Annotated in this window: 22 protein-coding genes and 2 tRNA genes; 12 read left to right on the top strand and 12 right to left on the bottom strand. The window is 72.3% G+C overall.

Annotated elements, in window-relative coordinates; genetic code table 11:
• Positions 1-627: 627 nt before the first annotated feature.
• The 3 genes from ACF9IK_RS14770 (at position 628) to ACF9IK_RS14780 (ending at position 5081) form a co-directional block, all read left to right on the top strand.
• Entirely contained in the window at positions 628-1536 is a 909-nt protein-coding gene (locus ACF9IK_RS14770; protein ID WP_395294671.1) for a CehA/McbA family metallohydrolase, read from the top strand.
• A gap of 711 nt (positions 1537-2247) precedes the next feature.
• Complete coding sequence (locus ACF9IK_RS14775; RefSeq protein ID WP_395294672.1) at positions 2248-4575, top strand: NUDIX domain-containing protein; 2328 nt, start codon at positions 2248-2250, stop codon at positions 4573-4575.
• 74 nt (positions 4576-4649) lie between these two features.
• Positions 4650-5081, top strand: coding sequence for a hypothetical protein (locus tag ACF9IK_RS14780; protein WP_395294673.1), 432 nt, complete (start codon positions 4650-4652; stop codon positions 5079-5081).
• A 260-nt stretch (positions 5082-5341) separates the two neighbouring features.
• Here the strand turns inward: ACF9IK_RS14780 and ACF9IK_RS14785 are convergent.
• From ACF9IK_RS14785 to ACF9IK_RS14820, 8 genes are all read right to left on the bottom strand, one after another.
• Positions 5342-5415: transfer RNA gene (locus ACF9IK_RS14785), tRNA-Ala, on the bottom strand.
• A gap of 93 nt (positions 5416-5508) precedes the next feature.
• Complete coding sequence (sepX, locus tag ACF9IK_RS14790) at positions 5509-6597, bottom strand: divisome protein SepX/GlpR (RefSeq protein ID WP_395294674.1); 1089 nt, start codon at positions 6595-6597, stop codon at positions 5509-5511.
• 150 nt (positions 6598-6747) lie between these two features.
• Entirely contained in the window at positions 6748-7356 is a 609-nt protein-coding gene (locus ACF9IK_RS14795; protein ID WP_395294675.1) for a GNAT family N-acetyltransferase, read from the bottom strand.
• Between the two features lie 14 nt (positions 7357-7370).
• The gene (locus ACF9IK_RS14800; protein ID WP_395294676.1) at positions 7371-7874 is read right to left on the bottom strand and encodes a MogA/MoaB family molybdenum cofactor biosynthesis protein; all 504 of its coding nucleotides are present in this window, start codon (positions 7872-7874) and stop codon (positions 7371-7373) included.
• A 46-nt stretch (positions 7875-7920) separates the two neighbouring features.
• Positions 7921-8421: a cyclic pyranopterin monophosphate synthase MoaC gene (gene moaC / locus ACF9IK_RS14805; RefSeq protein ID WP_395294677.1), complete on the bottom strand. Its 501-nt coding sequence runs from the start codon at positions 8419-8421 to the stop codon at positions 7921-7923.
• A gap of 108 nt (positions 8422-8529) precedes the next feature.
• Positions 8530-9795, bottom strand: coding sequence for a molybdotransferase-like divisome protein Glp (gene glp, locus ACF9IK_RS14810; protein ID WP_395298579.1), 1266 nt, complete (start codon positions 9793-9795; stop codon positions 8530-8532).
• Positions 9796-9911: 116 nt separating this feature from the next.
• A complete protein-coding gene (galU, locus tag ACF9IK_RS14815) occupies positions 9912-10832 on the bottom strand; it encodes a UTP--glucose-1-phosphate uridylyltransferase GalU (RefSeq protein WP_238949767.1) in 921 nt (306 codons plus the stop codon).
• Positions 10833-10845: 13 nt separating this feature from the next.
• On the bottom strand, positions 10846-11754 hold the full coding sequence (locus ACF9IK_RS14820) for a GGDEF domain-containing protein (protein ID WP_395294678.1): 909 nt from the start codon (positions 11752-11754) through the stop codon (positions 10846-10848).
• Positions 11755-11815: 61 nt separating this feature from the next.
• Between ACF9IK_RS14820 and ACF9IK_RS14825 the strand changes: the two genes are divergently transcribed.
• Complete coding sequence (locus ACF9IK_RS14825; RefSeq protein WP_395294679.1) at positions 11816-12391, top strand: 5-formyltetrahydrofolate cyclo-ligase; 576 nt, start codon at positions 11816-11818, stop codon at positions 12389-12391.
• A 73-nt stretch (positions 12392-12464) separates the two neighbouring features.
• On the opposite strand, the gene ACF9IK_RS14830 is transcribed toward ACF9IK_RS14825, so the two are convergent.
• Positions 12465-15197, bottom strand: coding sequence for a penicillin acylase family protein (locus ACF9IK_RS14830; RefSeq protein ID WP_395294680.1), 2733 nt, complete (start codon positions 15195-15197; stop codon positions 12465-12467).
• Between the two features lie 320 nt (positions 15198-15517).
• Here ACF9IK_RS14830 and ACF9IK_RS14835 point away from each other — a divergent pair, with 320 nt between their 5' ends.
• The 5 genes from ACF9IK_RS14835 (at position 15518) to mscL (ending at position 20231) form a co-directional block, all read left to right on the top strand.
• Positions 15518-17008, top strand: coding sequence for a potassium/proton antiporter (locus ACF9IK_RS14835; protein WP_395294681.1), 1491 nt, complete (start codon positions 15518-15520; stop codon positions 17006-17008).
• Between the two features lie 429 nt (positions 17009-17437).
• A complete protein-coding gene (locus ACF9IK_RS14840; RefSeq protein WP_395298580.1) occupies positions 17438-18688 on the top strand; it encodes an MFS transporter in 1251 nt (416 codons plus the stop codon).
• 159 nt (positions 18689-18847) lie between these two features.
• Positions 18848-19156: an FmdB family zinc ribbon protein gene (locus ACF9IK_RS14845; protein WP_395294682.1), complete on the top strand. Its 309-nt coding sequence runs from the start codon at positions 18848-18850 to the stop codon at positions 19154-19156.
• A 320-nt stretch (positions 19157-19476) separates the two neighbouring features.
• On the top strand, positions 19477-19782 hold the full coding sequence (locus ACF9IK_RS14850) for a hypothetical protein (protein ID WP_395294683.1): 306 nt from the start codon (positions 19477-19479) through the stop codon (positions 19780-19782).
• A gap of 29 nt (positions 19783-19811) precedes the next feature.
• Positions 19812-20231 carry a large conductance mechanosensitive channel protein MscL gene (gene mscL, locus ACF9IK_RS14855; protein WP_395294684.1) on the top strand — a complete coding sequence of 140 codons (420 nt, stop codon included), beginning with the start codon at positions 19812-19814 and terminating at the stop codon, positions 20229-20231.
• Between the two features lie 67 nt (positions 20232-20298).
• On the opposite strand, the gene ACF9IK_RS14860 is transcribed toward mscL, so the two are convergent.
• Together ACF9IK_RS14860 and ACF9IK_RS14865 are read right to left on the bottom strand one after the other, a co-directional pair.
• Positions 20299-20508, bottom strand: a complete 210-nt coding sequence (locus ACF9IK_RS14860) for a hypothetical protein (protein WP_395294685.1) — start codon at positions 20506-20508, stop codon at positions 20299-20301.
• 263 nt (positions 20509-20771) lie between these two features.
• On the bottom strand, positions 20772-21743 hold the full coding sequence (locus ACF9IK_RS14865) for a sigma-70 family RNA polymerase sigma factor (protein ID WP_395294686.1): 972 nt from the start codon (positions 21741-21743) through the stop codon (positions 20772-20774).
• 436 nt (positions 21744-22179) lie between these two features.
• Between ACF9IK_RS14865 and ACF9IK_RS14870 the strand changes: the two genes are divergently transcribed.
• Positions 22180-23001 (top strand): phosphatase PAP2 family protein, encoded by an 822-nt coding sequence (locus ACF9IK_RS14870; RefSeq protein WP_395294687.1) that lies wholly within the window; start codon positions 22180-22182, stop codon positions 22999-23001.
• A gap of 101 nt (positions 23002-23102) precedes the next feature.
• On the opposite strand, the gene ACF9IK_RS14875 is transcribed toward ACF9IK_RS14870, so the two are convergent.
• Positions 23103-23175, bottom strand: a tRNA-Arg gene (locus tag ACF9IK_RS14875).
• A gap of 341 nt (positions 23176-23516) precedes the next feature.
• Between ACF9IK_RS14875 and ACF9IK_RS14880 the strand changes: the two genes are divergently transcribed.
• Both ACF9IK_RS14880 and ACF9IK_RS14885 read left to right on the top strand, forming a co-directional pair.
• The gene (locus ACF9IK_RS14880) at positions 23517-25052 is read left to right on the top strand and encodes a glycosyltransferase family 39 protein (RefSeq protein WP_395294688.1); all 1536 of its coding nucleotides are present in this window, start codon (positions 23517-23519) and stop codon (positions 25050-25052) included.
• A 260-nt stretch (positions 25053-25312) separates the two neighbouring features.
• Positions 25313-26209: a YhjD/YihY/BrkB family envelope integrity protein gene (locus tag ACF9IK_RS14885; protein WP_395294689.1), complete on the top strand. Its 897-nt coding sequence runs from the start codon at positions 25313-25315 to the stop codon at positions 26207-26209.
• The last annotated feature ends 79 nt before the right edge of the window (positions 26210-26288 follow it).

The following is a 26288-nucleotide window of genomic DNA, read 5'->3' on the forward strand; positions in this document are numbered from 1 at the left end:
CCGACTCCGACACACCGCTCCCCGATCCACCTGGCGTGGCCGTCAACGCACGCCAAGTGATATCACCCATCGGGTGTACACGTAAGGCGTGGGGCTTGTTGTGGCTTGCAGACGGTGCCTCGACAACAAGGACTCGTCAGCCGCTCGCAGGCCCTGCTGGGGGTTCCTCAGACCCCCGACTTCGCCAGATCCGCTATCGACTGGCGGTCAGCTGACCAGGGCCTCACCGAGCGGGCGTGCGTCGAGCCGGGCAACGCGCGGTGGAGGATCTCGGCCTGGGTGCGGACCAGCCCGTCGCGATACGCCTTCGGAAATGGGTGCCAGGTCGACACTGTTCGACCAGCACACCCCCGTCACAGCTGGGGCAGCAAGTTCAGACTGGTGTGAATCCGGCGTCAAACCGGAGATCTCCGCCGAACCAACCCCGCCAAGGTTTCCCGATTCCGCATCATTCTGGTGCACATCACCACAGTCCTTCGTACCGTCGTAACGGTCCTGCTGCGGACCAACCCGTTGTCTGAGCTCGCCCCGCCCCTTATCGCTACGGTGGTGTTGCGTTCGCCCACGCAGTGGCAGTCGACAGGCCGACTGGGGTGGACGCCCCGACCACGCCGACGAGGGGGTAGCGTGACCGAACCGCCCTTCAACCAGCCGGGCCGCTTCTGGCGCGGCAATCTGCACACACACTCCAACCATTCCGATGGCGCCCTGTCACCCGAGAAGACCGTGGCCCACTACCGCGCGGCCGGCTACGACTTTCTGGCGATCACCGACCACTTCCGCGCCAAGCACGGGTTTCCGCTGACAGACACCCGGCCGCTACGAACCCCCGAGTTCACCACGCTGCTCGGCGCGGAGTTGCACGGCCCAAGCACTGAGTTCTCTTCGGAGTGGCACATCGTCGCCGTGGGGTTGCCGCTCGGCTTCCCTCCTCCCGCGCTTGGAGAGACCGGCCCGCAGCTGGCGCGCCGCGCACGAACCGCCGGCGCGTTCATCGGGATGGCCCACCCTGCCGCATCGCTCCTCACCCTCTCCGACGCCGAGAGCCTGGATGCGGCACACGCGGTCGAGGTCTACAACGCGCTATCCGCCTACGAAGACCGGGGTGACAGCTGGCACCTGACCGACGTACTACTCAACCGCGGTCATAAACTGAGCGCCTACGCTGCGGATGACTCGCACTTCCAACCCGAGGATCCACCGGCCTGCGCGGCCTGGGTCCAAGTCCGTGCGGAGTCGCTCTGCCCGGAGGCACTCCTCGTGGCACTCAAAGCAGGCCACTACTACTCAAGCACCGGGCCCGAGCTGTACGACATCCAGCTGGGCAACGACCGGATCTCGGTGGCATCTTCGCCGGTACGCAAGGTGCTGATCACCGGGAGCAAGCCGGGCAAGCAAGTTCTCGAAGGCACAGACCTCATGGACTGCTCGTTGCCTGTGGCGATGTTCGCGGGCGGGTACTGCCGGGTCACTGTCGAGGACGCGGCAGGGCGACGCGCCTGGAGCAATCCGATCCACCTGGGACCTCCAAGGTAAGTCCTGGCGCAGTCGGCTGCTGCTGCCGCACCATTCCCCTGGTCGCCTGACCGATGAAGGAGCCATCTGCCATGCTCTGGCCCGCACTTCGAGTGCTCTCCCACGGAGACCTGACCGCGCACCAACTCCAGGAGCTACTCGGCGCACTCCAGCTCGAACCGATCCCTCGTGCGGAGGGGCCCGGGGCGACCAAGAGCGTCGCTCACCGAGCTCTGGCGAGTGACACTGCCACCCGCCTCATCCTGGACCTCGCCCGTACTGGCACGTCTGGTTGGGTATTCAGCCTCTTCTTCGACGGGGAACCGCCCTCGACCGCCACGGTCGAGGACTACCGGGTCTTGCTCCGAGGAACCGTCGAACGGCTTGGTCTCACCTTGATCGAGATCACTCCCGCTGCCAGTGCCGACGAGGTCCACGTCGTGCCCGCAGAACCGGTCGGCGCGCCGGATTCCACGCTCGGTCCCGCGTGGGACCTCCCGTACGACGACTTGAGCCAGATGTGGTCGCACATCGGCTTGCGGAGGGACGCGCCCCGGGAGGTGAAGGAGATCAAGCTGCGAGAGGTGATGCGCAGCCCGCCTGGCCCGCGGCGCCGGCGAAACTCCGCAGCCAAGCCGAGTCCTTCCTACGCGGGGCCTGACGGGCCGCAAGCGGGAGAGGGCGGGACGGCAACCCGCGGAACTGTAGAACGAATCAGCGAGGGGGATCGTGATGAGTGAACAGCCGGTCGACGAAGGGGGCGTTCGCAGTTGGGCTCGTTCGCTGCCCGCGATGCTGGGGGACGGCTGGGTGAACTGCGCTCAGGGGCACGCGCACTGGGGCCGCTTCGGCGCCGCTGGGCTGCTGCCTGTGCACCGTGCCGCGGACGGCGAGGTCTACGCGCTCATGCATCATCGGGGCGCGGATACTGACCAAGGAGGCACCTGGGCGCTGCTCGGTGGCGCGAGGGACAGTCACGAGTCCGCGGCTGACGCCGCCATCCGCGAAGCCATCGAGGAGAGTGACCTGGATCCGGCCCAAGTCCGTGTTGAGCGGGTTGTTCGGGACGATCACGGCGGATGGTCGTACGACACCGTGATCGCCACCGTCGATCGGCTGATCACAGTCCAGCCCGTCGAGGGTGAGTCTGTCGCAATGTCCTGGGTTCCCCTGTCCGAGATCCAGAACATGAATCTCCACCCCGGGTTCGTCGCAAGCTGGGCGAGTGTCCAGGCCGAGTTGCAAACGGTGCTGGCCGGGGAACCGCACGCCGATGTCCCGAGTGCGCTTGTTCTTCCGGCGCACCCGGTTACCGGCGCCCGTGCGGTTGGCATGACGGCGCTCGACCACGGGAGCGACTTCGAGAACAGAGCGCTGGTCGACTTCGAGGACGGCACGCGGGCCGTGTACGAGTCGTTCGCCCGGTCCGAGGACGCGAGAATCAAGGTGCTCGACGCGTATGTCGGCCGAGTGGTGGGCGCCCGAGTCCCGCTATCGCACCCAGTGGGGCCCCGCGGCGTGTACACCGATCACATGCCCGGTGAGCCGACCGGCCAACAGAGCCTGAGTGAGCTGGACGAGCGTGGGGCACCCTCAACCCGAGACGGCGTGTTCCTCGGGCTGCACTATGCCCTGACCGCCACCCACGGCATCGATGCCGACCACATCCTCCCGGGCGCGCGGCAAGGCCTGATCGCGGTCGGCAACGGCGCTGGCGCCACCTCGCACGGATTGGTCCCCGACGCCGCGAACCCCTTCGTGCGCACCTTCTACCGACAGGTAGAACCTCACGTTTTCGCTTGGGTGGACAACCCGATCCCCCCGGGCGACATCGCGATCATGCGCCGCCAACTCGAAGGCCTGAACGCCTTGTTCGGGCAACTGGGCCGCCCTGACCTGTTCGACGCCGTCATGGAGCGGTTCGATCAGGTGGCAGAGCACGCTGTCGGCACCGCGCCGCTCCTGCCCCGGCCGCCGGGGGAACACGTCGCCTTACCCCAGACGCCGGCCGAACAGCACCATTCCCTGGCGCCAGAACTGGGATCCCCGGAACGAACCGACCAGCAGCGGATCAGCGAAGCGTTACTGACCGATGACGGCCGTATCACCCATACTCCCCAGGCCAAGACCATCGCCATCCAGGCCCTTGCCGAGCGGATGCAGTCGCCGACACCGGAGCTCGTGCTCGCCGCATTCGGACTGGGTGTCGGTACGGACATGGGACACCGACTGGGCGATGGCCGCTACGTCCTTGAGCCCCACAACGAGCAATACCCCTCGATGGGGGCAGACATCTTCCACATCGATGAGCTGGACCAGGCCGATCCCCGGCACGCTCCCAACAGGGTGGTGCGCATGGACGACCCGCGCGCCGAAACGCTGGTCCGATGGATCGCGGTCAGCGAGCTGATGGGGTCCTGGTCCTACGGCTCCAACAACAACGTGCGCGTGCTGGCCCTACAGGAGGCCGCCAAAGAGGAATTCGGTCTTACCCAGGTCCTGGAATGGCGGATGGACCCGAAGACCCGCTTCGCCGTGGACTTGGAGCTCGACTACAACCGCAACGCGCTACGAGATTTCCTGCGCATCCAGTACCAACTGACCCAGGAGCTTCTCGCCAGCCGGGGAATCACCGAGCTGATCTCCTACCGGGCACTGGCCTGGCAGGGAGGATCGGAGCGGCCGGACTGGTTCGGCTTGAACGTCGGCAACACCTTCGAGGCGCGTCAGCGTCCCCTGGCAAGCTGGTCGTCAGACCGCCAGATCGTGTCTGATTGGTTGGAACAGCGTGGCGGCGGCCATGCCGTGATCCTCGTCGACCGCAAGCCGGCACGGGACATCCTGTCCATCCCCATGACCGGCAGCGCGAGGAGCTGCTCCCCCGTCTGGAGGAAGCCGACCCTTTCCTCCTGCCGCTCAAGCAGAACGCCAATGCCAAGGGCGTCGAGCGGTACCAGTGCCCGGCCGCCGACACCAGCCCCAAGGTCCAGTGCGCCTGGGCCGCCGAACGCGACCAGCGTCCCCGCCACCAGCGCCGCGCCACCCCGCCCCGTCCGGTGATCGACCTGGACAACCGACGCTCGCGCCGGGCTCACCCCGCCGCCAAACCCACCGTCCGTGTCCCGGACAAGCCGATGCACCTGCGGCCGGAGATCTGTCAGCAGCCCACCATCGGCGCCCCTGTCGACCTCATGCCGAAACTGCGTCAGGACCTGCGATGGGGCCGCGAGACCTGGCAACAGGTCTACAGGGGCCTGCGCAGCCACGTCGAGGGCCTCAACGGGCGCGTGAAGAACGTCGACACCTTCCTCGACAAACGCGAGCTCCGCCAAAGCCGCGGACGCGTCGCCCAGACCCTCCTCGCGGCCGTCCAGCTGATGGTCGAGAACCTGCGCACCATCGAGGTCTACCTGCGCGAGCGCCGCCTGTGGGCCGAGGACCGCTACACCCTGGCCGGCATCACCGACACCCCCGACCCGCACGTCCCACCGGCAGCGGAGACCCCGACCACGACGCCCCACAGCGCCCGCAGCGGCCCGGGAACCGGCCCACCTCACCCCAGCTAGCCAACCAACTGCCAGACCAACTGCAGAACACACGACGCTGGCTCGTGGGACCGCGCCCTCTCCGGTCCCACGGCCGCTTCGCCGTGCCCGCACTCGCACCGCCAGCTCCGCTCAGCCATCCTGCGGGGCGATGTGGTCCTCCCCACAGGCCACAGCCAGACCCGACCAGACCCGCAAAGCACGAAATCCCGCCCAGAGTTGCCTACTGGACGGGATTTCGTGAACCGTTCACGACCGAAGTCGTGAACGGCCCTGTTGGGTGGAGCTGAGGGGATTCGAACCCCTGACCCCCTCGATGCGAACGAGGTGCGCTACCGGACTGCGCCACAGCCCCAACGAGAAGAAACTCTAGCACCTTTCGGAGGGGGCTCGTGACCACCCCCGGAGCGCGACCCTGGTCGGGGGTGCCGGAGCACCCCCGGGACCGTCACCCGTTGGCGGCGCGGGGGCGACTCTCCACGGCCGACGGATCGGCGTACTGGTCGAAGAGCGGGGTGGTGCGGGCCTCCGTCGGGCGGGCCTCCGCAGCACGCCCCTCCGCCGGACGGCCCGCGGTCCAGGTGCCGGGGGCCGACAGGTCGAGGCCGCGACTGACCCTGGGGGCCACCGGGGCGGTCACGTAGGTCGGCAGCGGGACCGGCACGGGCTCCCAGGAGTCCGGGCCGGCCGCGGCGCGCTCGCGCATGCCGTCGACCCACTCCTCATGCTCGGTCGCCTCCGCCACCGCCGAGGCCGAGCCGGCCGGGCCGGTCTCCGCCGGCGTCGGGTCGGCGGCCAGCCGCAGGTGCGGCCGGGCGCCGACGGACTCGTCGGCGGCCTCCGCCGGGGCGTCCTCGACCGCGCGGGCCTCGGTGCGCTGCTGCTCGCGCCGGCGCAGCCGCTCGGCCGCCTGGGCGGCCCGGGCCCGGTCGAGCTTCACCTCGTACCGCTGGCGCTCCAGCTTGCGCAGGTGGCCGATGTAGAGGGTGAGCAGGACCGCAGGCACCGCCGGGACCCAGAGGAAGGCCAGACCGGCCACCGCCGCGGCCACCGCGCCGAACGCGAAGGCCAGGAAGAGCACGCTGACCATCCGGCGGCGGCGGGCCAGCAGCCGCGCCCGGCGCTCGGTCCCGGCCCGTCGCTCGGCGCCGTCCGCCGGACGGTCCACCGGACGGTCGGCCGAGCGGTCGATCGCGGGCTCGGGCTCGGGCTCGGGCGGGCGCTCGGCCCGCGGTTCGGCCTCCCGGTCCGTCCCGTCCTCGCCGTCCGTCCGGTCCGCGGGGTCGCCGGAGGCCGCCCCGTCCCGCTCGGGAGGGCCGTCGTCACTGCTCTGCTCGTCATCACACGGTTCGTCGCCCAGGGCCCGGGATGCCCGCCGCTCCAGCGCCGAACGCCCGGCCAGCAGGCGGATGGCGGTACTGAAGCGTTCCGTCGGGCGCGCCTCGTTGAGCTCGTCCTGCCTGCGGAGCCACATCGGCACGAGATAGGCGGCCCAGGCCCCTACGATGACGGCGTAGATAAGGCCGCTACTGCTCACGTTTCACACCGTACGGGCGCCGGGGAAGGCCCGGTAGCAATTCGACGCGGCGTGTCGTGTGATCAAGCTGATTCTCCGACTATTTTGCCGGCATTTGTGCCCGTCCGTCGGCACACCGATGCCATATCGATATTTGATTCGAACATATATTCAATTACCTGGACGGTGGCCGGAACTGAGCATCCGCCAGCGCTCCAGCATCCCCTCCGGGACCTCCTCCGCGGTGAGCGCGTACACCAGGTGGTCCCGCCAGTCGCCGTCGATGTGCAGGTAGCGCGGACGCATTCCCTCCGAGCGGAAGCCGAGCTTTTCCACCACCCGCCGGCTCGGCCCGTTCTCGGGGCGGATGCAGACCTCGATCCGGTGCAGTCCGAGTGCGCCGAAACAGTGGTCCACCGAAAGCGCCACCGCGGTCGGCATGATGCCCCGGCCGGCCACCGCCTCGTCGATCCAGTACCCCACGTTGGCCGAGCACATCGAGCCCCAGGTGATCCCTCCGACGGTGAGCTGGCCGACCAGTTGGCCCTTGTAGAGCACGACGAACGGCAGCATCCGCCCGGCCGAGGCCTCACCGCGCAGGAAGCGCACCATCTGCCGGTAGGTCGGGCGCTGGCCGGCGTTGTGGCCGGCCGGACCGGGCGGCACGGTGGCCTCCCAGCGGCGCAGCCAGTCCCGGTTCCGCTGGCTGACCTCCTGCCATTCGCGCTGGTCGCGGCCCCGGATCGGGCGCAGCGCGACGTCCCCCTCGTGGAGCTCCACCGGCCAGCCGGCGTTCAGTGCGCTCTCCCGGAGTCAGACGTGTCGGGCCGGGGGTGGTCCCCGCCGCCGAGCTGGTCGACGGCGTGCGCGAGCAGCGGTTCGAGGACGGCCAGGCCGTCCTTGACGCCGCCGGTCGAGCCCGGCAGGTTGACGATCAGGGTACGTCCGGCGAGGCCGGCCAGCCCGCGGGAGAGCGCGGCGGTCGGGACCTTCTCACGGCCGTACGCCCGGATGGCCTCGGCGATGCCGGGGATCTGCCGGTCGATGACCCGGGCGGTCATCTCGGGGGTGAGGTCCATCGGGGAGATGCCGGTGCCGCCGGTGGTCAGCACCACGTCGTAGCCGGCCGCGACGGCCCCCCGCAGGGCCGCCTCGACCGGTTCGCCGTCCGGGACGACCTCGGGGCCGTCGGCGGTGAAGCCCATCGCCCGCAGCCCGGCGACCAGCAGCGGGCCGCCCTTGTCCTCGTACACCCCGGCCGACGCACGGTTGGAGACGGTCACCGCCAGCGCCCTCATGCCCGCCCCCCACGCGCCCGCACCCCGCGCGGCTCGTCCGCGCCGGTCACTGCGCGGCCTCCGGCGCGAACCAGTCGCCGCTCTTGCCGCCGGTCTTGCTGAGCACCCGGACCGACTCGATGGCGGCGCCCTTGTCGACGGCCTTGACCATGTCGATCACGGTGAGGCCGGCCACCGCGACGGCGGTGAGCGCCTCCATCTCGACGCCGGTGCGGTCGGCGGTCTTCACGGTGGCGGTGATCTCGACCGCGTCGTCCGCGACCGCGAGGTCGACCCTGACCCCGGAGACGGCGATCGGGTGGCAGAGCGGGATCAGGTCGGGCGTCTTCTTGGCGCCCATGATCCCGGCGATCCGGGCGACGGCCAGGGCGTCGCCCTTGGGCACGCCCTCGCCGCGCAGCAGCTCCACCACGCGCGGGGAGACCCTGACCCGGCCCGCCGCGACGGCGGTGCGCGCGGTGGCGGCCTTCTCGGAGACGTCGACCATCCGGGCCGCGCCCTGGTCGTCGACGTGGGTGAGGCGGTCGCCGGGGGGTGAGGTGGTCACGGGTGGCTCCAGGGGGCGCGCAGATCGAATACCGCGCTACCGTACCCCCCGTCCCGGCCGGGGCGTGGGACGGGCCGTGCCGGTGAGACGGCCCGTCGCGCCGGGGTCTCAGCCGCCGAGCAGGACGACGTCCACCTCGCTGCCGGCGGGCAGCTCCGTGACGTCCTCGGGGACGGTGATCAGGCAGTCCGCCCGGGCGAGCGCGCCGACCAGGTGGGACCCGGCCCCGCCGACCGGCTCGACCACGCCGTCGGCCGCCCGGTACCTGCCGCGCAGGAACTGGCGCCGGCCGGCCGGGGAGCGCAGCGCGACCGGGCATACCGCGCGCACCACCGGGCGGTGGACGTCCTCGGCACCGAGCATGGTGCGGATCACCGGGCGGACGAAGAGCTCGAAGGAGATGTAGGCACTGACCGGGTTGCCGGGCAGGGCCAGCAGCGGCACGCCGGGGCCGGAGTCCCCGGCGCCGATCCGGCCGAAGCCCTGCGGCTTGCCGGGCTGCATCCTCAGCCGGCGGAAGTCCACGCCCCCGTAGGACTCGAAGACCTCCTTGACCACGTCGTACGCGCCGACGCTGACGCCGCCGCTGGTGACGATCAGGTCGGCCCGGCCGAGCTGGTCCTCCAGGACGGCGCGCAGCCGCGCGGCGTCGTCCGGCACCCCGCCGACCCGGTAGGCGATGGCGCCGGCGTCCAGCGCGGCGGCGGTGAGGGTGAAGCTGTTGGAGTCGGTGATCTGCCCGGGGCCGACCGGCTCGCCGGGCTGGACCAGCTCGCTGCCGGTGGAGAGCACCACCACGCGCGGGCGGGGGCGGACCTTGACGGTGGCCCGGCCGACCGCGGCGAGCAGGCCGAGCTGGGTCGGGCCGAGCCTGGTGCCGGCCTCCAGCACACGGGTACCCGCGGCGACGTCGCTGCCGCGGCGGCGGATGTGGGCGCCCTCGGAGACCGGGCGCAGGACCCGGACCTCCTCGTCCTCGACGGCGGCGCCCATCGCGTCGGCGGCCCGGCCGGTGCCGCTGCCGCCGTCGGTCCACTCGACCGGGGCGACGGCCTGGGAGCCCGGCGGAACGGGCGCACCGGTCATGATCCGGGCGGCCTGGCCGGGACCGACCGTCGGCAGCTCTCCGGCGCCGGCGGCGATGTCGCCGACCACCGAGAGCACCGAGGGGTACTCGGCGGTGGCGCCGACGGTGTCGGCGGTGCGCAGGGCGTATCCGTCCATCGAGCTGTTGTCGAAGGACGGCAGGTCGACGTCGGCCAGGACGACCTCGTCGAGCCGGCAGCCCTGGGCGTCGAGCAGCTGGAGCTCGATCGCGGGCAGCGGGGCGACCGCGGCGAGGACGTCGGCGAGGTGCTCGTCGACGGTCCACATCCGAGCCGGGCGGGGCGCCGGTGCCGGGTCCGCGGACCCGCCGCAGCAGGCTGCGACGGGGGTGGTGCTGCTGTCCGTGGACCCGGTCATCGGCGCTCTCGCTCTCTGTCGGTTGCTCAGTCCTGCAGCTCGGAGGCGACGAACTCGCGGAGCCAGGAGCGGAACTCCGGGCCCAGGTCCTCGCGCTCGGAGGCCAGTCGGACGATGGCGCGCAGGTAGTCGGCACGGTCGCCGGTGTCGTAGCGGCGGCCCTTGAAGAGGACGCCGTGCACCTGGCCGCCGGACTCGACGTCGCGGGTGGTCAGCTCGCGCAGCGCGTCGGTGAGCTGGATCTCGCCGCCGCGGCCGGGCGGGGTCTCGCGCAGCACGTCGAAGACCGAGGGGTCGAGGACGTAGCGGCCGATGACGGCGTAGTTCGACGGGGCGTCGGCGGTGTCGGGCTTCTCGACCAGGTCGGTCACCTGGAAGACGTCCTCGCCGAAGCCGTTGGCCTTGACGGCCGCGCAGCCGTAGAGGTGGATCTGGGAGGGGTCGACCTCCATCAGCGCCACGACCGAGCCGCCGAGCTCCTGCTGGACCTCGATCATCCGGGCGAGCAGCGGGTCGCGCGGGTCGATCAGGTCGTCGCCGAGCAGGACGGCGAAGGGCTGGCCGGCGACGTGCTGCTCGGCCACCGAGACGGCGTGGCCGAGGCCCTTCGGGTCGCCCTGGCGGACGTAGTGCATGTTCGCCAGCTCGACGGACTCGCGGACCCGGCGCAGGCGGTCCTGGTCGCCCTTGCGGGCGAGCAGCTCCTCCAGCTCGTAGGCACGGTCGAAGTGGTCCTCCAGGGCGCGCTTGTTGCGCCCGGTGACCATCAGTATGTCGGAGAGGCCTGCCGAGGCGGCCTCCTCGACGACGTACTGGATCGCCGGCTTGTCGACGACGGGCAGCATCTCCTTCGGGGTGGCCTTGGTGGCCGGAAGGAAGCGGGTGCCCAGTCCGGCCGCGGGTACCACGGCCTTGGTTACCGGAATTCGGGAGCTGGTCGTCGTCATGCGTTTTACCTTACTAAGGCACGTTTTCGCCTGACCGGGCACGGCTGACCGGCTGTGACAGCACGTCGCTGAGCCCGGCCACAATGGCAGGCAGAGGTGGTGTGACGGGTGAGGAGAGGGGGTCCTCTCCGACACAGGGCGACAGACTACCCGCCTTTCCCGAACGGTCACCCTCGGCATCGGAGCCGCTGTCCGGCCGGGAGGAGCCCGCCGTGCGCCAGCAGTCGCCGCCGGCCGCGCGGGCCTCGGCGAGGGCCCGGTCCGCGGCCCGGAGCAGAACGGCGGCGTGCGTACCGTCCGCGGGAAGCACCGCGACGCCGACGGCGGCGGTCAGCCCGTTGCCGTGCGGGCGGCGGTCCGCCCGCGGCCCCGAGGACCAGTCCAGCAGCAGGTGGCGCCGGACCGACCAGACCAGCCGCTCGGCGACCTGCGCGGCGCCCTCGGCGCCGGTGTCCGGCAGCACCGCCAGGAACTCCTCGCCGCTGTACCGGCCGAAGGTGTCGGAGCGGCGGATCTCCATGCCGAGCCGCTGGGCGAGGTCGCGCAGCACCGCGTTGGACCGGCCCCTCCCGTGCTCGGCCACCACCGCCTCGAAGCCGGCGATCTCCAGCAGCAGGACGGCCAGCGGGCGCGGGCCGTCCTGCTGCTCGTTCTGTTCGGCGCGCCGGGAGCGCTCGATCTCCCGGTCCAGGGTGAGCTGGAGGTGGCGGTAGTTCCAGACGCCGGTGAGCGGGTCGCAGGAGGCGGTGCGCTCCAGTTCGGCGCAGCGGGCCTCCAGTTCGGCGACCCGGGTGCGCAGCCCGGCCTCGCGCACGGCGGCCCCGCCGTCGCCGCGGCGCACGCGCAGCCCGAACAGGGCGGCGCAGGCCAGGGCCGGAACGCTCAGCGCCGCCATGGCCTGGACCAGGAGCGGGGTGGACATGGGGGGTGCCTTCCGCGTGACAGGCTCTGGGCGTCACCGGCACAGAGCTGTGGAGGATCCCGTGCACAACGAGAAGAGCGAGCTGAGGACACGGCTGCTGGCGCAGCGGCGTGCCCTGCCGCCCGACGCCCGGGAGGAGGCGGCGCGTGCACTGGCCGCGCACGCCGGCGAGCTGGCCGCGCCGGGGGCCACGGTGGCCGCGTACGTGTCGGTCGGCGGGGAGCCCGGCACCCGGCCGCTGCTGGACGCGCTGCGGGCGCGCGGGGTGCGGGTGCTGCTGCCGGTGCTGCTGGCCGACAACGACCTGGACTGGGCCGAGTACGCGGGCCCGGAGGAGCTGGCCCCGGCCGGGCGCGGGCTGCTGGAGCCGGTCGGCGGGCGGCTCGGGCCGGAGGCCGTGACCGGGGCGGCGCTGGTGCTGCTGCCGGGCCTGGCGGTGGACCGGGCCGGGCTGCGGCTGGGCCGGGGCGGCGGCTCCTACGACCGGGTGCTGGCCCGGCTGGAGCGGGCCGGGGTACGTCCGCTGCTGGCGGTGCTGCTGTACGAGCACGAGCTGTTGGCCGAGGTGCCCGCCGAGCCGCACGACCTCCCGGTGGACGTGGCGCTCACCCCGTCCGGGCTGCACCGGCTGGGGTGACGAACGGCCCCGCCCCCGTGCTGCGGGGGCGGGGCCGTGGGCCGGTCCGGCGGGTGCCGGTTCCGGCGGGGCGTCAGCCGGCGGTCAGGATCAGCTTGTTCTTGGCCGCCTTCTCGACCGCGTCCGGCGAGTAGGCCCAGGTCAGCAGCTTGCCCTTGAGCCAGAGGTCGGTCTGGTCGTTGTAGTTGGGGTGGAAGGCGTGCCCGGAGGCGCCGCCGACGTTGACCCAGCGGGAGGCGTCGAGGTCGCTCATGTCGACCACCATCCGCATCGACGGGATCCAGTCCACCTCGTAGCCGGCGGCCGCGTTCCAGCCCGCCGCGTCCACTGCGGCCGAGCCGCCGGAGAGGCGGTACGGGCCGCGGTTGAGCAGCTTGTGGACCGCGCCGGAGGCGATCGAGGAGTCGTCCGTGCCCATGGTCCGCTCGCGCAGGGTCAGCTTGTGCAGGCGGCCCCAGCTCCAGGTGGAGACGTCCTTGCTGAGCAGCGAGGTGAGGTCCTGGCGGGCGTTCTTCATCGCCTCGGCGAGCAGGTTGTCGAGGCCCTTCTGTTCCTTGTGCTGCGAGTCGATGTACGTCCACCAGCTGCTGGCGGGCTTCTCCAGCTGCTGGCGCACCACCTCGGTCCAGCGGTCGCCGCCGTCCGGCTGGGCCTTGCCCGGGTCGCGGGTGCCGCACTCGGTGACGATCTGGGTGCTGCTGTCCGGCTTGGTCGGGTCGGCCTGCTGGCGGACCAGCAGGCAGTTGTCCTTGGCCCGCAGGTCGGCCGGGAACTTCTGGCCGAAGGAGAGGCTGAGCAGCTGGCGCCAGACGCCGTTGTAGAAGGCGGCGGCGGCCGAGTCGGCGTCCTGGTGGTAGTTCCAGTCCTTCAGCAGGTCCTGCGCCTCGCGCACGTACGGGTCGTCGATCTGGACCTTGAGCAGCAGCGGGACCAGCGTCTTGGCGAGGATGCTGGTGTTGTCGAGCTGCATCTCCTGCATGTCGTCCGGCGAGATCCTGCCGTTGTTCTTGAGCTTGGCGTCGATCTGGTCGGAGATCTCCTTCGCCCGGGTGCCGTACTCCCAGTCCCTGGTCAGCAGGTACTTGTAGGACGGGTCCACCACGGCCTGGTTGGCGGTGACGATGTATCCGGACGGCGGGTTGAAGCTGTACGGCATGGCCGTGAAGGGGACGAAGCCCTTCCACTCGGAGGCGGAGTCCCAGCCGGCCGCCGGGTAGGTGCCGTCGCCCTTGGCGCGGACCGGGACGAGGCCGGGGGCCTGGTAGCCGATGTTCTTGGCGTCGGCGTAGATCAGGTTCTGCGCGGGGACGGTGAAGTCCTTGGCCGCGGCGCGGAAGTCCTCCCAGCCCTTCGCCCTGTCCAGTTCGAAGACGGCGTCCATGGTCTTGCCCGGGATGAGCGCCGTCCACTGGAGGGCGACGCCGTACCCGCTGGTGCCGCGGTCCGGGGCGGAGGTGCCGTTGGGCGCGTACTTGCCGACGTTCTGCTGCTCGGTGCTCTGGTCGGAGATCAGCGGGGCGCCGACGCCGTTCGGACCGGCCTTGGTGGTGCGGACGGTGATGGTGCGGTCCTCGCCGCCGGCGACCTTGATGGTCTCCTTGCGCAGCTCGAACTTGGTCTCCTTGCCGTCCAGCAGGTAGGTGTCCGGGCCGGTGACCTTCTCCAGGAGAAGGTCGGTGACGTCGGCGCCGAGGTTGGTGAAGCCCCAGGCGATGTCCTTGTTGTGGCCGATCACCACGCCCGGCATGCCGGCGAAGGTGAAGCCCGAGACGTCGAAGCCGCAGGTGGCCGAGACGGTCCGGCAGTGCAGGCCCATCTGGTACCAGACCGAGGGCAGGCCGGGGCCGAGGTGCGGGTCGTTGGCCAGCAGCGGCTTGTTGGTCGTGGTGTGGGAGCCGGAGACGACCCAGGAGTTGGAGCCGATGCCCTGGCCCTGGCGGCCGAGCAGCTGCGGCATGGCGTCGATCCGGTCGGTGACGTCCTTCAGCATCGCCTTGGTGGCGGCCGCGCCCTGAGTGGTGGCGCCCTGCGTGGCGGCGCCGGCCGGGGCGGGGCCGTCGGCCGGGCGGTAGGCGTCGCCGCTGACGGTGCCGGTCTTCACGATCGTGCCGTTGCGCGCGTACGGGTACTCCGGGTACAGCTCGGCGATCTTCTCCGGGCTGTAGTCCTGGGCGAGCAGCGAGCGGTCGATCTCCTCCTGGAGGTTCCCGGAGAGGTTCCAGGCCATCGCCTTCAGCCAGGCCACCGAGTCGACCGGCGTCCACCGCTCGGGCTTGTAGTCGCCGTTGACGACACCCAGCAGCGCGTACTCCAGCGAGGCGCCCGCCCCGCCGGGGTGCTCGCCGAGCCAGGCGTTGACGCCGTCGGCGTAGGCCTGCAGGTACTTCTTGGTCTCCGGGGAGAGCTGGGTGTCGAACTCCTTCTGCGCCACCTGGCGCCAGCCCATGGTGCGGATGAAGGTGTCGGTCTCTACCTGGCTGTCGCCGAACATCTCGGAGAGCCGGCCGGCGGTGATGTGCCGCCGGACGTCCATCTCCCAGAACCGGTCCTGCGCCTGGACGTAGCCCTGGGCGCGGAAGAGGTCCTCGGAGGTGTCGGCGTAGAGCTGGGGGATGCCGTTGGCGTCCCGCTTGACGTCGACCGGGGCGCTCAGGCCCGCCACCTTGACGCTGCCGTCGACCTCCGGGAAGGACGCGCGGACCGCGGCCACCCCCCGGTAGCCGCCGTAGCCGGCGCCGGCCACCAGCAGCACGACCAGCACGATCACGATCAGACGGGCGCGCCGGAACTTCTTCGAGCGGGGCATCTGGGTCCTTGCGGTCCTCGACTGGGGGGCGGGCGGGCATGTCCAGGGCACACGGCCGTGACAGGGCACCACATTAGGCCGACTCGGCTGGCGGGCGTGCACGGGGGACGCTCACGGTGGGATCGGACGAGGTCAGGCACGCGGAGTCGGCGGCCTCGCGGAACAGGAGAAGCTAAAGATATGGCAAAATGTTAGACTGAGTAACGATCCGCAAGGGGAGCAATCGGCCGTGCCGACCGCCGCGACCCTTCCGGTCGGCTCCCCGGCCCCGCCGCCGGCAGACACCCCGCCCGCCCACAGCTCGCCCGAGGTGCCCCTGCGTGAATGTCGACCACCTGAACCAGCTGCTCCTTGAGTTCTCCGTGATCCTGCTGGTCGCGGTGGTCGCCGTGCGCATATCGACCCGGTCGGGTCTGCCCAGCCTGCTGATCTACCTCGGCCTCGGCGTCGCGCTCGGACAGAACGGCGTCGGCGTCTCCTTCAACGACGCCGCACTGACCCAGGTGATCGGCTACGCCGCCCTGGTCGTGATCCTCGCCGAGGGCGGCCTCAAGACCAGCTGGAGCGAGGTGAGACCGGTGATGCCGGCCGCCACCGTGCTCGCCACGGCCGGCGTCGGCATCAGCGTCTTCGTGACGGCGGCCGGAGCGCACTGGCTGGTCGGACTGGACTGGCGCACCTCACTGCTGCTCGGCGCGATCGTCTCCTCGACCGACGCCGCCGCCGTCTTCTCCGTCCTGCGGATGGTGCCACTGCCGCACCGGCTGACCGGCCTGCTGGAGGCGGAGTCCGGCTTCAACGACGCGCCCGTGGTCATCCTGGTCGTGGCCTTCGCCACCACCGGCGAGACGGAGAGCTGGTACGTGCTGCTCGGCACGATCGCCGCCGAGCTGGCGATCGGCGCCGCGGTCGGCCTCGCGGTCGGCAAGATCGGCGCGTTCGGCGTCAAGCACGTGGCACTGCCGTCCTCCGGTCTCTACCCGATCGCCGTCCTGGCGCTCACCGTGCTCGCCTACGCCGGCGGCGCGCTGCTGCACGGCTCGGGCTTCCTCGCCGTCTACATCAGCGCCGTCATCCTGGGCAACGCCAAGCTGCCGCACGGACCGGCCGTACGCGGCTTCGCCGACGGACTGGCCTGGATCGGGCAGATCGGCATGTTCGTCCTGCTCGGCCTGCTCTGCACTCCCGAGACGATGGGCTCGGCCGTGGTGCCCGCCCTGGTGATCGGCACCGTGCTGGTCTTCCTGGCCCGGCCGCTCTCGGTGGTGCTGACCATGACCCCGTTCCGCCTTCCCTTGCGGGAGCAGGCGCTGCTCAGCTGGGCCGGCCTGCGCGGGGCGGTGCCCATCGTGCTGGCGACCATCCCGATGGTGTCGGGTGCGCCGCTGGCCCAGGAGGTCTTCAACATCGTCTTCATCCTGGTCGTCGTCTTCACCCTGCTCCAGGGGCCGACCCTGCCCTGGGTGGCCACGTGGCTGCGGATCGGCGAGGGATCGATGGGCCAGGACCTCGGCATCGAGTCCGCCCCGCTGGAGAAGCTGCACGGCCACCTGCTCTCGGTGGCGCTGTCGCCGACCTCGAAGATGTCCGGTGTGGAGATCGGCGAGCTGCGGCTGCCGGCCGGCGCGGCGGTGACCCTGGTCGTTCGCGAGGGGAACAGCTTCGTGCCCGACAAGGCGACCGTGCTGCGCGGCGGCGACGAGCTGCTGGTGGTCACCACGGACGAGGTGGGCGAGGCGGCCGAGCGGCGGCTGCGGGCCGTGGACAAGGGCGGCAAGCTGGCCGGCTGGCTGCACGGGCGCGGGGCCTGAGCGACCCGAAGCCCGGCCGAGCCTTGGGCTGACCGGCTTCACCCGGGGTTCACCTTCAATTGGCAGGACAATTTTGCCAGTAACCTGTATTGTCGAGGCCAGCGCGACATCTACGCGCGTATACGTATACTGGTTGCTACACCCCCAGCATCTGCCTGATGCAGAGTTGGCGCGACCGCTCGGCGGCTGCGGCCCGGCCTTCGGCACCCATGCCGGCCGGCCCGGTATCTACCCCGGTCGACGCGCGAGAGGACGACTCTCGGCGCCGTCGGGGCCACCCCATGCCCCTTCCGCGCTACCAGGCAGCAGGAAGGACCGGCCGTGACGGCTCGCCGAACGGTCGACAACGGCAGCGTCGCCGACGACGCCCTCACCGACCCGGCCGCCCCGGCCAACCCCGCCGCCCCGGAGCGCGTCGGCTACGGCGCGCTGCTGCGCACGCCCGGGGCCTGGACGTTCCTCGCCCCCGCGTTCGCCGCGCGGCTCCCGTACGCGATGCTCAGCCTGGGCATCGTCCTGCTGGTCCTGGACACCCACGGCTCCTACGGCACGGCGGGCAGCGTGGCGGCGGTCTCGGCCGTCGCCCAGGCCTTCGTCGGCCCGCAGACCGGCCGGCTCGCCGACCGCTACGGCCAGGCCGCCGTCCTGATCCCGAGCGTGGTGGTGCACGCCTTCTCGGTCGGCGCCCTGATCGCGCTGGCGCTGGGGCACGCCCCGGTCTGGAGCCTGTTCCTCGCCGCCGCCCCGGCCGGCGCCAGCGTGCCGCAGGTCGGCGCGATGGTCCGCGCCCGCTGGGTCGCCAGGCTCTCCACGGAGGGCGCCTCGCCGGCCAAGCTGAACACGGCGTTCGCCTTCGAGTCGGTCACGGACGAGTTCACCTTCGTGGTCGGACCGGTGCTGGCCGGCGCCATCGCCACCTCGGTGACCCCCTCCGCCGGCCTGATCGCCGAGGCCGCGCTGACGGTCGTCGGCGGCCTCGCCTTCGCCGCCCAGCGCGCCAGCGCGCCGGCCCGGCACCCGCACCAGCCGGGCGTCCGCCGGGTCTCCGCGCTCTCCTCCCCCGGCGTCCGGCTGCTGGCGGGCGCCTTCCTGGGTGTGGGCACCGTCTTCGGCGCGATGCAGGTCTCGGTGACCGCCTTCACCGAGTCCGTCGGCCAGCCCGGGGCCAACGGGACGGTCTACGGGATCTTCGCCGGCGGCTCGATGCTGGCCGGCGTGCTGTACGGCATGGTCGCCTGGCGCCGCGCCGCCCGGCACCGGATGCTCGCCAGCTACGCGCTGCTGGTGCTCGGCTGCTCGACGCTCTGGGCGATGCCCGACCTGGTCGCGCTCTCGGTCGCCGGGCTGGTCTGCGGTCTGGCCATCGCGCCGACCCTGATCACCGGCTACACGCTCGTCGAGACGCTGGTCGCGGAGGGCGCCAAGACCGAGGCCTTCACCTGGCTGACCGGCGCCATCGGCCTGGGCCTGGCGGCCGGCTCCACGGTGGCCGGCCGGCTGATCGACGGCCACGGCCCGTCGGCCGGGTTCCTGGTGCCGCTGGCCGGCGCCGGCCTGGGCCTGGCCGCGCTGATCGCGCTGCGGCACCTGCTGATCGCACCGGGCTCGGCGAGCCCGGTGGTCGCGAGCAGCGGCGAGCGGGGCAACAGCCGGCAGCTGGTGGGTGCGGCCAAGGGCTGAGAGCGGCGCGGGCCCGGGACGCCGGCGGCGCCAGGCGGCGGCCGGCGCCGTCCCGGCCGCCGACTCATCTCACACCGGAGTCGCTGGACTGATCCCGCGGAATGCCGCATCATTGACCATCGTTAGCACTCATCAGGCGAGAGTGCCAGGAGGAAGCAAGTGCCCACGTACCAGTACCAGTGCACCGAGTGCGGCAACGGCCTGGAGGCGGTGCAGAAGTTCACCGACGAGGCGCTGACCACGTGCCCCGACTGCCAGGGGAAGCTCCGCAAGGTCTTCTCGGCCGTGGGTGTGGTCTTCAAGGGCTCCGGCTTCTACCGGACCGACAGCCGCTCCTCCTCCAGCTCCTCGGTGAGCGGAGGCTCCTCGTCGGCCGCGGCCTCGTCGACCTCCTCGTCGTCGACCCCGTCGTCGTCCTCGGGTGGCTCGGCCCCCGCGGCGAGCCCCGCTCCGGCGACCGCCAAGTAGGGCCGCCGTCCGGCACGTCGGCCGCCGAGCAAGGCCGGCCGACACCCGTCATTCCCCGCAAGGCCCGCCGGGCCCGTGCAGCCGCGCGGCCGGTGGGCCTTGCCGCGTTCCGGGGCCGCGCGACGTTCCGCCGGCCCGCGGTGTCACCCGGGCGGGCCGGCATCCACCCTCACGGGCGTACGGGGTTGTCCACAGCTCCGGGTTTTCCACAAGCCCGGGGACAAGACTTCCCGACCGCCGGCCGGCGGCCCAGAGTGTGCGCGAGAGGCCGGCCCGGCGGACCCGGGCCGGCGCCCTGCGACCCACCCGGGCGGTGCCCCATGACGACCACGGCCGCGAGCCTCCCCCGCCGCTCCCCTCTGCCGCTCCCGGCGCCGACCGTCCCACCCCGCCGCGAGGTACCGCCGTTCGCGCCGATCCGGCGCGGGGGCGGCCGGTTCCACCGGCTGCGGCGGGCCCTGTGGCAGCGGCCCGCGGCGCCGGCGCTGGTCCTGCTGACGGTGGCCGCGGCGCTGGCGTTCGGCCCGGCCCGGGCGGGCCTGCCGGCGCCGCCCGACAGCGCACTCTCCCCGCAGTCCGTCCACCGAACGGGTTGCCCGTCGGGCGCAGTGGAAGATCACCCGTGACCGAATGAGGACGTCGTCGTTCACGCGGCATGAAGGGCTTCAAGGAATTCCTGCTGCGTGGAAACGTCGTCGAGCTCGCCGTCGCCGTCGTCATCGGGGCGGCGTTCACCAACATCGTCAACGCCTTCGTGAAGGGCGTCATCAACCCGATCGTCGGGGCGCTCGGGGCCAAGGACCTGGACTCCTACCGGTCCTGCCTCAAGGGCCCCTGCGCGGTCAGCGCGACCGGGGAGGTCACGTCCGGCATCTTCATCCTCTGGGGCACCGTGCTGAGCGCGGCGCTGCAGTTCCTGATCACCGCCGCCGTCGTCTACTTCTGCCTGATCCTGCCGATGAACAGGTTCACCGCGAAGCGCAAGACCCTCGCCGAGGTGCAGACGGAGACCGAGCTGAAGGAGGTCGTCCTGCTCGCCGAGATCCGCGACGCGCTGGTCGCGCAGCAGCGCTGAGCCCGCCGCGGCCGGGGTGCTGCGGTTCGGCACGCGACGCGGGCTGCCGGCGGCCGTCCGGTGCCGGTCAGTCGCCGTGGTGCGGCGGGCGCTGGCTCAGGTACCAGTCCAGGCCGCGGCCGCCGCTCTCTCCGCCGCCCGGGCGGTCGCCCCAGCCGGAGTCGGTGTCGTCCCGGGACTGCTGGTCCAGCGGGTCGCGGAAGACCAGCCGGGCCTTCGCGGCCGGCCCGGCGGCCTTCTCCTCGGTGCCGTCCTGCCCGGGCTTCCGTTCGTCCACCGGACCGTCTCCTTCTCGCACGTCGTCCACTCCTTCGCCTCCGACGCCGCTCGCCTGCGCGCGGCGCCCGCAGCGGCCCTCCTCCCGGCGTCCTCCCAGCCTAGAAGCTCGCACCCACCCGCGTGGGCGGCCGCCCACCGGCCCGGGGCGGGAACGCGCGCGGCCCCGGCGCGGAGTGCGCCGGGGCCCGGGGCCGTCCGGTTCGCGGTCCGGGATTCACCCGCCCGGCCTCACCAGCCCGACCTCACCTGGTCCGCGGACCCTCAGGCCGCCTCGAAGCCCGCGTGGTCGGCGATCTTCTTCAGCTCGGCCAGCGCATGCTTCTCGATCTGGCGGATCCGCTCACGGGTCAGACCGTGCTGCTTGCCGACCTCGGTGAGGGTCCGCTCGCGGCCGTCCTCCATGCCGTACCGGGAGCGGATGATCGAGGCCGTCCGGTCGTCCAGGCGCCCGATCAGGCCGTCCAGCTCCTCGCGGCGGAGCATGACCATCACGGCGTCCTCGGGGGACGTCGCCCCGGTGTCCTCGACCAGGTCGCCGAACTGGGTCTCGCCCTCGTCGTCGACCGACATGTTGAGGCTGACCGGGTCGCGCGCCCAGTCCAGCACGTCCTTGATGCGCTCCTCGGTCGTGTCCAGCTCGGCCGCGATCTCGGCCGGCTCGGCCTCGCGGCCCAGCTCCTTGGACTTCTCCCGCTGCACCCTCCGGATCCGGCCCAGCTCCTCGACCAGGTGGACGGGCAACCGGATGGTGCGCGACTGGTCGGCGATCGACCGGGTGATCGCCTGGCGGATCCACCACGTCGCGTAGGTGGAGAACTTGAACCCCTTGGCGTAGTCGAACTTCTCGACCGCCCGCACCAGGCCGGCGTTGCCCTCCTGGATGAGGTCGAGCAGCGGCAGACCGCTGCGCGGGTAGCGGCGGGCGACGGCGACGACGAGGCGCAGGTTGGAGCGGATGAAGACGTCCTTGGCGCGTTCGGCGTCGTCGGCTATCGCCTCCAGTTCCTCACGATCGACGCCCTTGGGCAGCTCGCCCTCGTCCAGCAGGTGCTGGGCGTACACGCCGGCCTCGATCCGCAGCGAGAGCTCGACCTCCTCGGCGGCATCGAGCAGGGGCGTCCTGGCGATCTCGTCGAGGTACATGCCGACCAGGTCACGGTCGGCCTCTAGGTTGGTCGGGCGGGCCGCGCGAGTCCGGTCGGCCCTGTCGCGAACGACGGCACGGGTGGCCATGCTTGCTCCCTTTGCTGGGTGTTGCCGAGGTCTGCCTGCCTGCCCGAGAGGGCAAGAAGTGCGGGCCCCGCGGGGCTCACACGTAACGATCCAACGAACAGATTCCGGACAACATTCCCAAGTCGCTCAGATTCTTCCAGCGATGCAGTATCCTGCCGGTTTTCACCCCGGATCTGGACGGAGGGTGACCGCCCGGGTGCGCCAGGTGCCCGTGCAGCGACCGCTTCGGAGCGGGTACCGGCCGGTACCCGGCGCCGGCACTCGGTGAACCCCCGGCCGACCACCGACGTTCCCGAACCACCCGGGATCCGCCCGGGATCTGCCCGAGATCCGCCGGCGCTCACACCCCGGCGCTCGCAGGACCTCCGCACAAAAGATGCCGAATCGCTATCGCGACGGGGGCCGATCGGTGCGGGCCCCTGGGAAGGTGTCAGCCATGCACCTGACGAGCAGCTCGGGCTCCATCACCCCGCGTAGCCGCCATCTGCTCCGGCAGACGGCACTCGCGGTCGGCTGCGCCGCGCTGTTCGCCGTCCTGGCCGGCCTGGTCAAGAGCGGCTGGGGCCCGCTCGCCCGGTTCGACCAGGGTTGGGTCGACCACCTGCACTCCTACGCCCGTGACCGCACGGCCTGGACCGCCTCGGTGCAGACGCTCTCCGACATCGGCGGCACGATCACCATGCGCACCGTGCTGGGCGTCGCCGCCGTCTGGCTCTGGCTGATCGGGGCGCGGGTGCTGGCGGTCTGGGCGGTCGCGCAGACCCTGATCGGCTGGGGTGTGCTCTGGGCGCTGAAGCTCTCCCTCGACCGCCGGCGACCCGCCTTCCCCGACCCGGTCTCGCACGCCGGGGGCCCGGCCTACCCGTCCGGGCACGCGATGGCCTCCGCGATCACCTGCGCCGCGCTGGTCGGGCTCTTCTGGTCCCAGCTGCGGCGCGGTGGGCGGATCGCCGCCTGCGCGGCCGCCGCGTCGACGGTGCTCCCGATCGGCTGGACCAGGACCGCCCTGGGTGTGCACTGGCCCAGCGACGTCCTGGGCGGCTGGCTGGCCGCCGGGGTGGTGCTGGGCGCGGTCACCGTCGCCGTCGAGCTCCGGCGGCCGGGTGCGCTGGCCCGGGACATCCGGCGGGTCAACTGGCGGACCCGCCCCCGGGTCCAGCGCATCGTGGTCTCGTCGGCCCGCCCGGCGCCCCACGACACGGCCTTCGACGAGGCCCCCGACCGCCCGGACGGCCCGGTCGGCCGCGGGCCGGCCTGATTCCGGACCCCGGGGCGGGCGCCCGGCTGCGGAACGACCGAGGCCCGGGCCGGAGGGACCTCATTCCTCCGCCCCGGGCCTCTCACGCGTCCGCGGTGCTGTGCCCCAGGCAGGATTCGAACCTGCGACACCGGCTTTAGGAGAGCCGTGCTCTATCCCCTGAGCTACTGAGGCGGGGCCTGCCGGGCGGGTGCCGACAAGACTGTGAGCGCCGGGTTGGCGGGGCCGGCCGCACCCGTGGGGGCGCGGTGGGCGCCCGCCTGGACGCTCGCGATCCACAGAGTACCGGATCGGGTGTCCGACGGGCGCCGAGGTTTGCGGGAGTTCGCCGACGGCGCCGCAGGGCGGGCGGCGGGCGCGGCTGGCCCGGACTGGTTCCGCGGGGCCGGGCCCGCACTGGCGGTGGACCGTCAAGACGGCTCGGGCCAAAGGGAAGGTGCCCGACAGGGCGTCAGGAGACGTCCAGTAGCCTGCCAGGGAAGACCGCGTCCGCACGAACCCCTAAGGCCTCCCGCATGCGACCAGCCGCCGCCCCGCACCCGGCGATCCGACTGCTCGGGCAGGTCTGGGTGTGGCCGGCGCTGGCCATGCTCTGCGTCGGCGGGTACCGGCTCGGCACGCCCGAGCTCTGGCGGGACGAAGTGGCGACCTGGAGCGCGGCCTCCCGCTCGCTCGGCGACCTGCTGCGGCTGCTGCAGCACATCGACGCCAGCAACGGCGCGTACTACCTGCTGATGCACTGCTGGACGGCGCTGTTCGGCGAGTCGACGATCGCGCTGCGGCTGCCCTCGGTGCTGGCCATGGCCGGCGCGGCGGCGTTCGTGGCGCTCACCGCGGAGCGGCTGTTCGGCGGCCGGGTGGCGGCGATCAGCGGCGGACTGCTGTTCACCGTGGTCCCGATGGTCTCCCGGTACGCCCAGGAGGCCCGCTCGTACGCCCTGGTGACCTGCGCGGTCGCTGCGGCGACCTGGTTCCTGCTGCGCGCGCTTGAGCGGCCGGGGCTGCAGCGCTGGGCACCGTACTGCGCGGCGATGGCCGCGGCCGGCGCGGGCCACGTGATCTCGTTCAGCACGGTCGCCGGACAGCTGGCGGTGGTGCTGCTGCACCTGTGGCGGACCCGCGGCGCGGTGCAGCGGCGGCTGCTCTGGCAGTACCCGCTGGCCGTGGCCGTGGCGGCGCTGCCGGCGGTGCCCGTCCTGGTGCTGGGCAGCTGGCAGTCCGGGCGCCAGCTCGGCTGGATCACGACCCCCGGTCTCCGCTCCCTGTGGCGCGTGGGAGCGTCGCTGTTCGGTTCGGCCAACGTCTTCCACGTCTTCCTGCTGCTCGCCCTGCTCGCGCTCGTCCTGCCCGGGCGCCGGCCCTCGGCGCTGCAGCTGGCCCTGCTCGCGACCCTGCCGGTGCTGGTCGTCTGGCTGGCGTCGCGCGGCAGCACCTCGTACTTCCTCGACCGGTACCTGCTGTTCACGGTGCCGGCATGGGCGTCGCTGGCCGGCGGCGGGGTGCGCGCGGTCTACACGACGGTGGCGGCGGCCGCCCGGCGCAGCCGGACGCCGCGGCAGCTCCGGGCCGCCGGGCTGCTGCTGGCGGTCGGACTCCTGGCCGTCCCGACCGCGGCGGCACTGCCCAAGCAGTCCTCGGTGCGGCAGGCCGGCTCGCACTCCAAGGAGCCCTACCGCTCGGCGGCCGTCCTGATCGCCGCCGGCTACCGGCCCGGGGACGGCCTGGCGGCCCCGCTCGGCGACCAGAGCTGGGCCATGCTCGGGCCGGGTGTCTCCTACTACCTGCCGGCGGGCGTCCGCCCCTACCCGGTCTTCGTCGAGCGCAGCGCCGAGCAGGCCGAGGACCTCTTCCCCACCGAGTGCCCGGAGCCGGAGCGGTGCATGGGCCAGGGGCAGCGGATATGGCTCCTGGTACTGGGGGACACCCCCGAGCCGCTCGCGGCGCTGCCGGACGACCAGGCCCGCGCCCTCCGCTCGCGCTACGGCACGCCGGACCGGGTCACTCAGCTGGGCGGCGTGACGCTCGCCCTGCTGGACCGCACAACCCGCTGACGACCCGCTGATCACCGGCCGAGAACCGGCCACGACCGGCCACGACCGTCTGCGAGCGGACCGCCGCCGCGCCCGGACGGACGGACGGCGCCCCGCAGCGGATGCGGCGGCCCGGGGGCGGGGTGACCATGGAGCACGACGACCGGGCGCCTCCGGCCGACCGGGCCGACCGATCACCTGCGGACCCGTCGCCGGCCGATCGCCTGCTGTCGACCGTCGCCCGGCCGCCTCTCGGACGTCGCGTGCCGTGCCCCAGGAGGATGCCCGTGAGCGAGCCACCTCCCGGGCGGATGGCCCGGCTGAAGCAGCGGTCGGCCGAGGTGGCCGACTTCCTGCGGGTGCTGCCCGAACAGGTGCCGATGGTCGGGCGGGCGCTCCGTCAGCTGCTGCACGTGAGACTGCTGGACTGCGCCACCCGGTTGGCCGCCCAGTCCTTCCTCAGCGCGCTGCCCGCGCTGTTCGTGCTGGCCGTCTTCGCCCCGTCCTCGATCCGGGACGGGGTGGTGCAGTCGCTCCGCCACGAACTCGGGCTGCAGGGCCAGGCCGGGGAGTCCGTGCAGCAGCTGCTGCATACCGGCAAGGAGCAGGAGACCGGCTTCGGCGTGGTCGGTGCACTGGTCACGCTGCTGTCGGCGACGGCGCTGAGCCGGGCGGTGCAGCGGGTCTGCGAGCGGTGCTGGGAGCTGCCGAAGTCCGGGACCCGGATAGCGGCCTGGCGGTGGCTGGTCCTGCTGCTGGTCTGGCTGGTCGTCCTGGTGTTCCAGGCCCCGCTGCGAGACGGCTTCGCTCTGGGCGCGTGGTTGGGGATCCCGCTGACCTTCGCCGAGGCGTGCCTGCTGTGGTGGTGGACCCAGCACCTGTTGCTGGCCGGCCGGGTGCGCTGGCTGCCGCTGCTGCCGGGCTCGCTGCTCTGCGGAGCGGCGGTGATCGGCCTCGGCCTCGCGGCCCGGATCTACCTGCCGCGGGCGATGACGCGCAGCGTGCAGCAGTTCGGCTCGTACGGGGTCGTCTTCACCAGCCTCTCCTGGCTGATCGTGCTGTTCGCCGGGTTGACACTGGCGATCGCGATGGGGCGGGTGGTCGCCGAGGAGCCGCAGATCGCGCACTGGCTGGGAAGTCAGACCGAGCCCGGTGTCTGGGGCGGCCCCCGCTTCTAGGCTCTCGGCCGGCGCCTCGGAGCCGCGCGGTGGTCCCGCAGAACGACGGAGTGGGAAGTCGGACCGACTTCCCACTCCG

The sequence above is a fragment of the Kitasatospora hibisci genome (assembly GCF_043950205.1).
Classification (GTDB): Bacteria; Actinomycetota; Actinomycetes; order Streptomycetales; family Streptomycetaceae; genus Kitasatospora; species Kitasatospora hibisci.

Excerpts from the sequence above, each read along its gene's own strand:
- ACF9IK_RS14880 (WP_395294688.1), top strand. The coding sequence starts at position 23,517 with ATGCGACCAGCCGCCGCCCCGCACCCGGCGATCCGACTGCTCGGGCAG.
- ACF9IK_RS14870 (WP_395294687.1), top strand. The coding sequence starts at position 22,180 with ATGCACCTGACGAGCAGCTCGGGCTCCATCACCCCGCGTAGCCGCCAT.
- galU (WP_238949767.1), bottom strand. The coding sequence starts at position 10,832 with ATGACGACGACCAGCTCCCGAATTCCGGTAACCAAGGCCGTGGTACCC.
- ACF9IK_RS14775 (WP_395294672.1), top strand. The coding sequence starts at position 2,248 with ATGAGTGAACAGCCGGTCGACGAAGGGGGCGTTCGCAGTTGGGCTCGT.
- ACF9IK_RS14850 (WP_395294683.1), top strand. The coding sequence starts at position 19,477 with ATGACGACCACGGCCGCGAGCCTCCCCCGCCGCTCCCCTCTGCCGCTC.
- ACF9IK_RS14780 (WP_395294673.1), top strand. The coding sequence starts at position 4,650 with ATGCACCTGCGGCCGGAGATCTGTCAGCAGCCCACCATCGGCGCCCCT.
- ACF9IK_RS14885 (WP_395294689.1), top strand. The coding sequence starts at position 25,313 with ATGCCCGTGAGCGAGCCACCTCCCGGGCGGATGGCCCGGCTGAAGCAG.
- glp (WP_395298579.1), bottom strand. The coding sequence starts at position 9,795 with ATGTGGACCGTCGACGAGCACCTCGCCGACGTCCTCGCCGCGGTCGCC.
- ACF9IK_RS14820 (WP_395294678.1), bottom strand. The coding sequence starts at position 11,754 with ATGTCCACCCCGCTCCTGGTCCAGGCCATGGCGGCGCTGAGCGTTCCG.
- mscL (WP_395294684.1), top strand. The coding sequence starts at position 19,812 with ATGAAGGGCTTCAAGGAATTCCTGCTGCGTGGAAACGTCGTCGAGCTC.
- ACF9IK_RS14830 (WP_395294680.1), bottom strand. The coding sequence starts at position 15,197 with ATGCCCCGCTCGAAGAAGTTCCGGCGCGCCCGTCTGATCGTGATCGTG.
- ACF9IK_RS14800 (WP_395294676.1), bottom strand. The coding sequence starts at position 7,874 with ATGAGGGCGCTGGCGGTGACCGTCTCCAACCGTGCGTCGGCCGGGGTG.
- ACF9IK_RS14865 (WP_395294686.1), bottom strand. The coding sequence starts at position 21,743 with ATGGCCACCCGTGCCGTCGTTCGCGACAGGGCCGACCGGACTCGCGCG.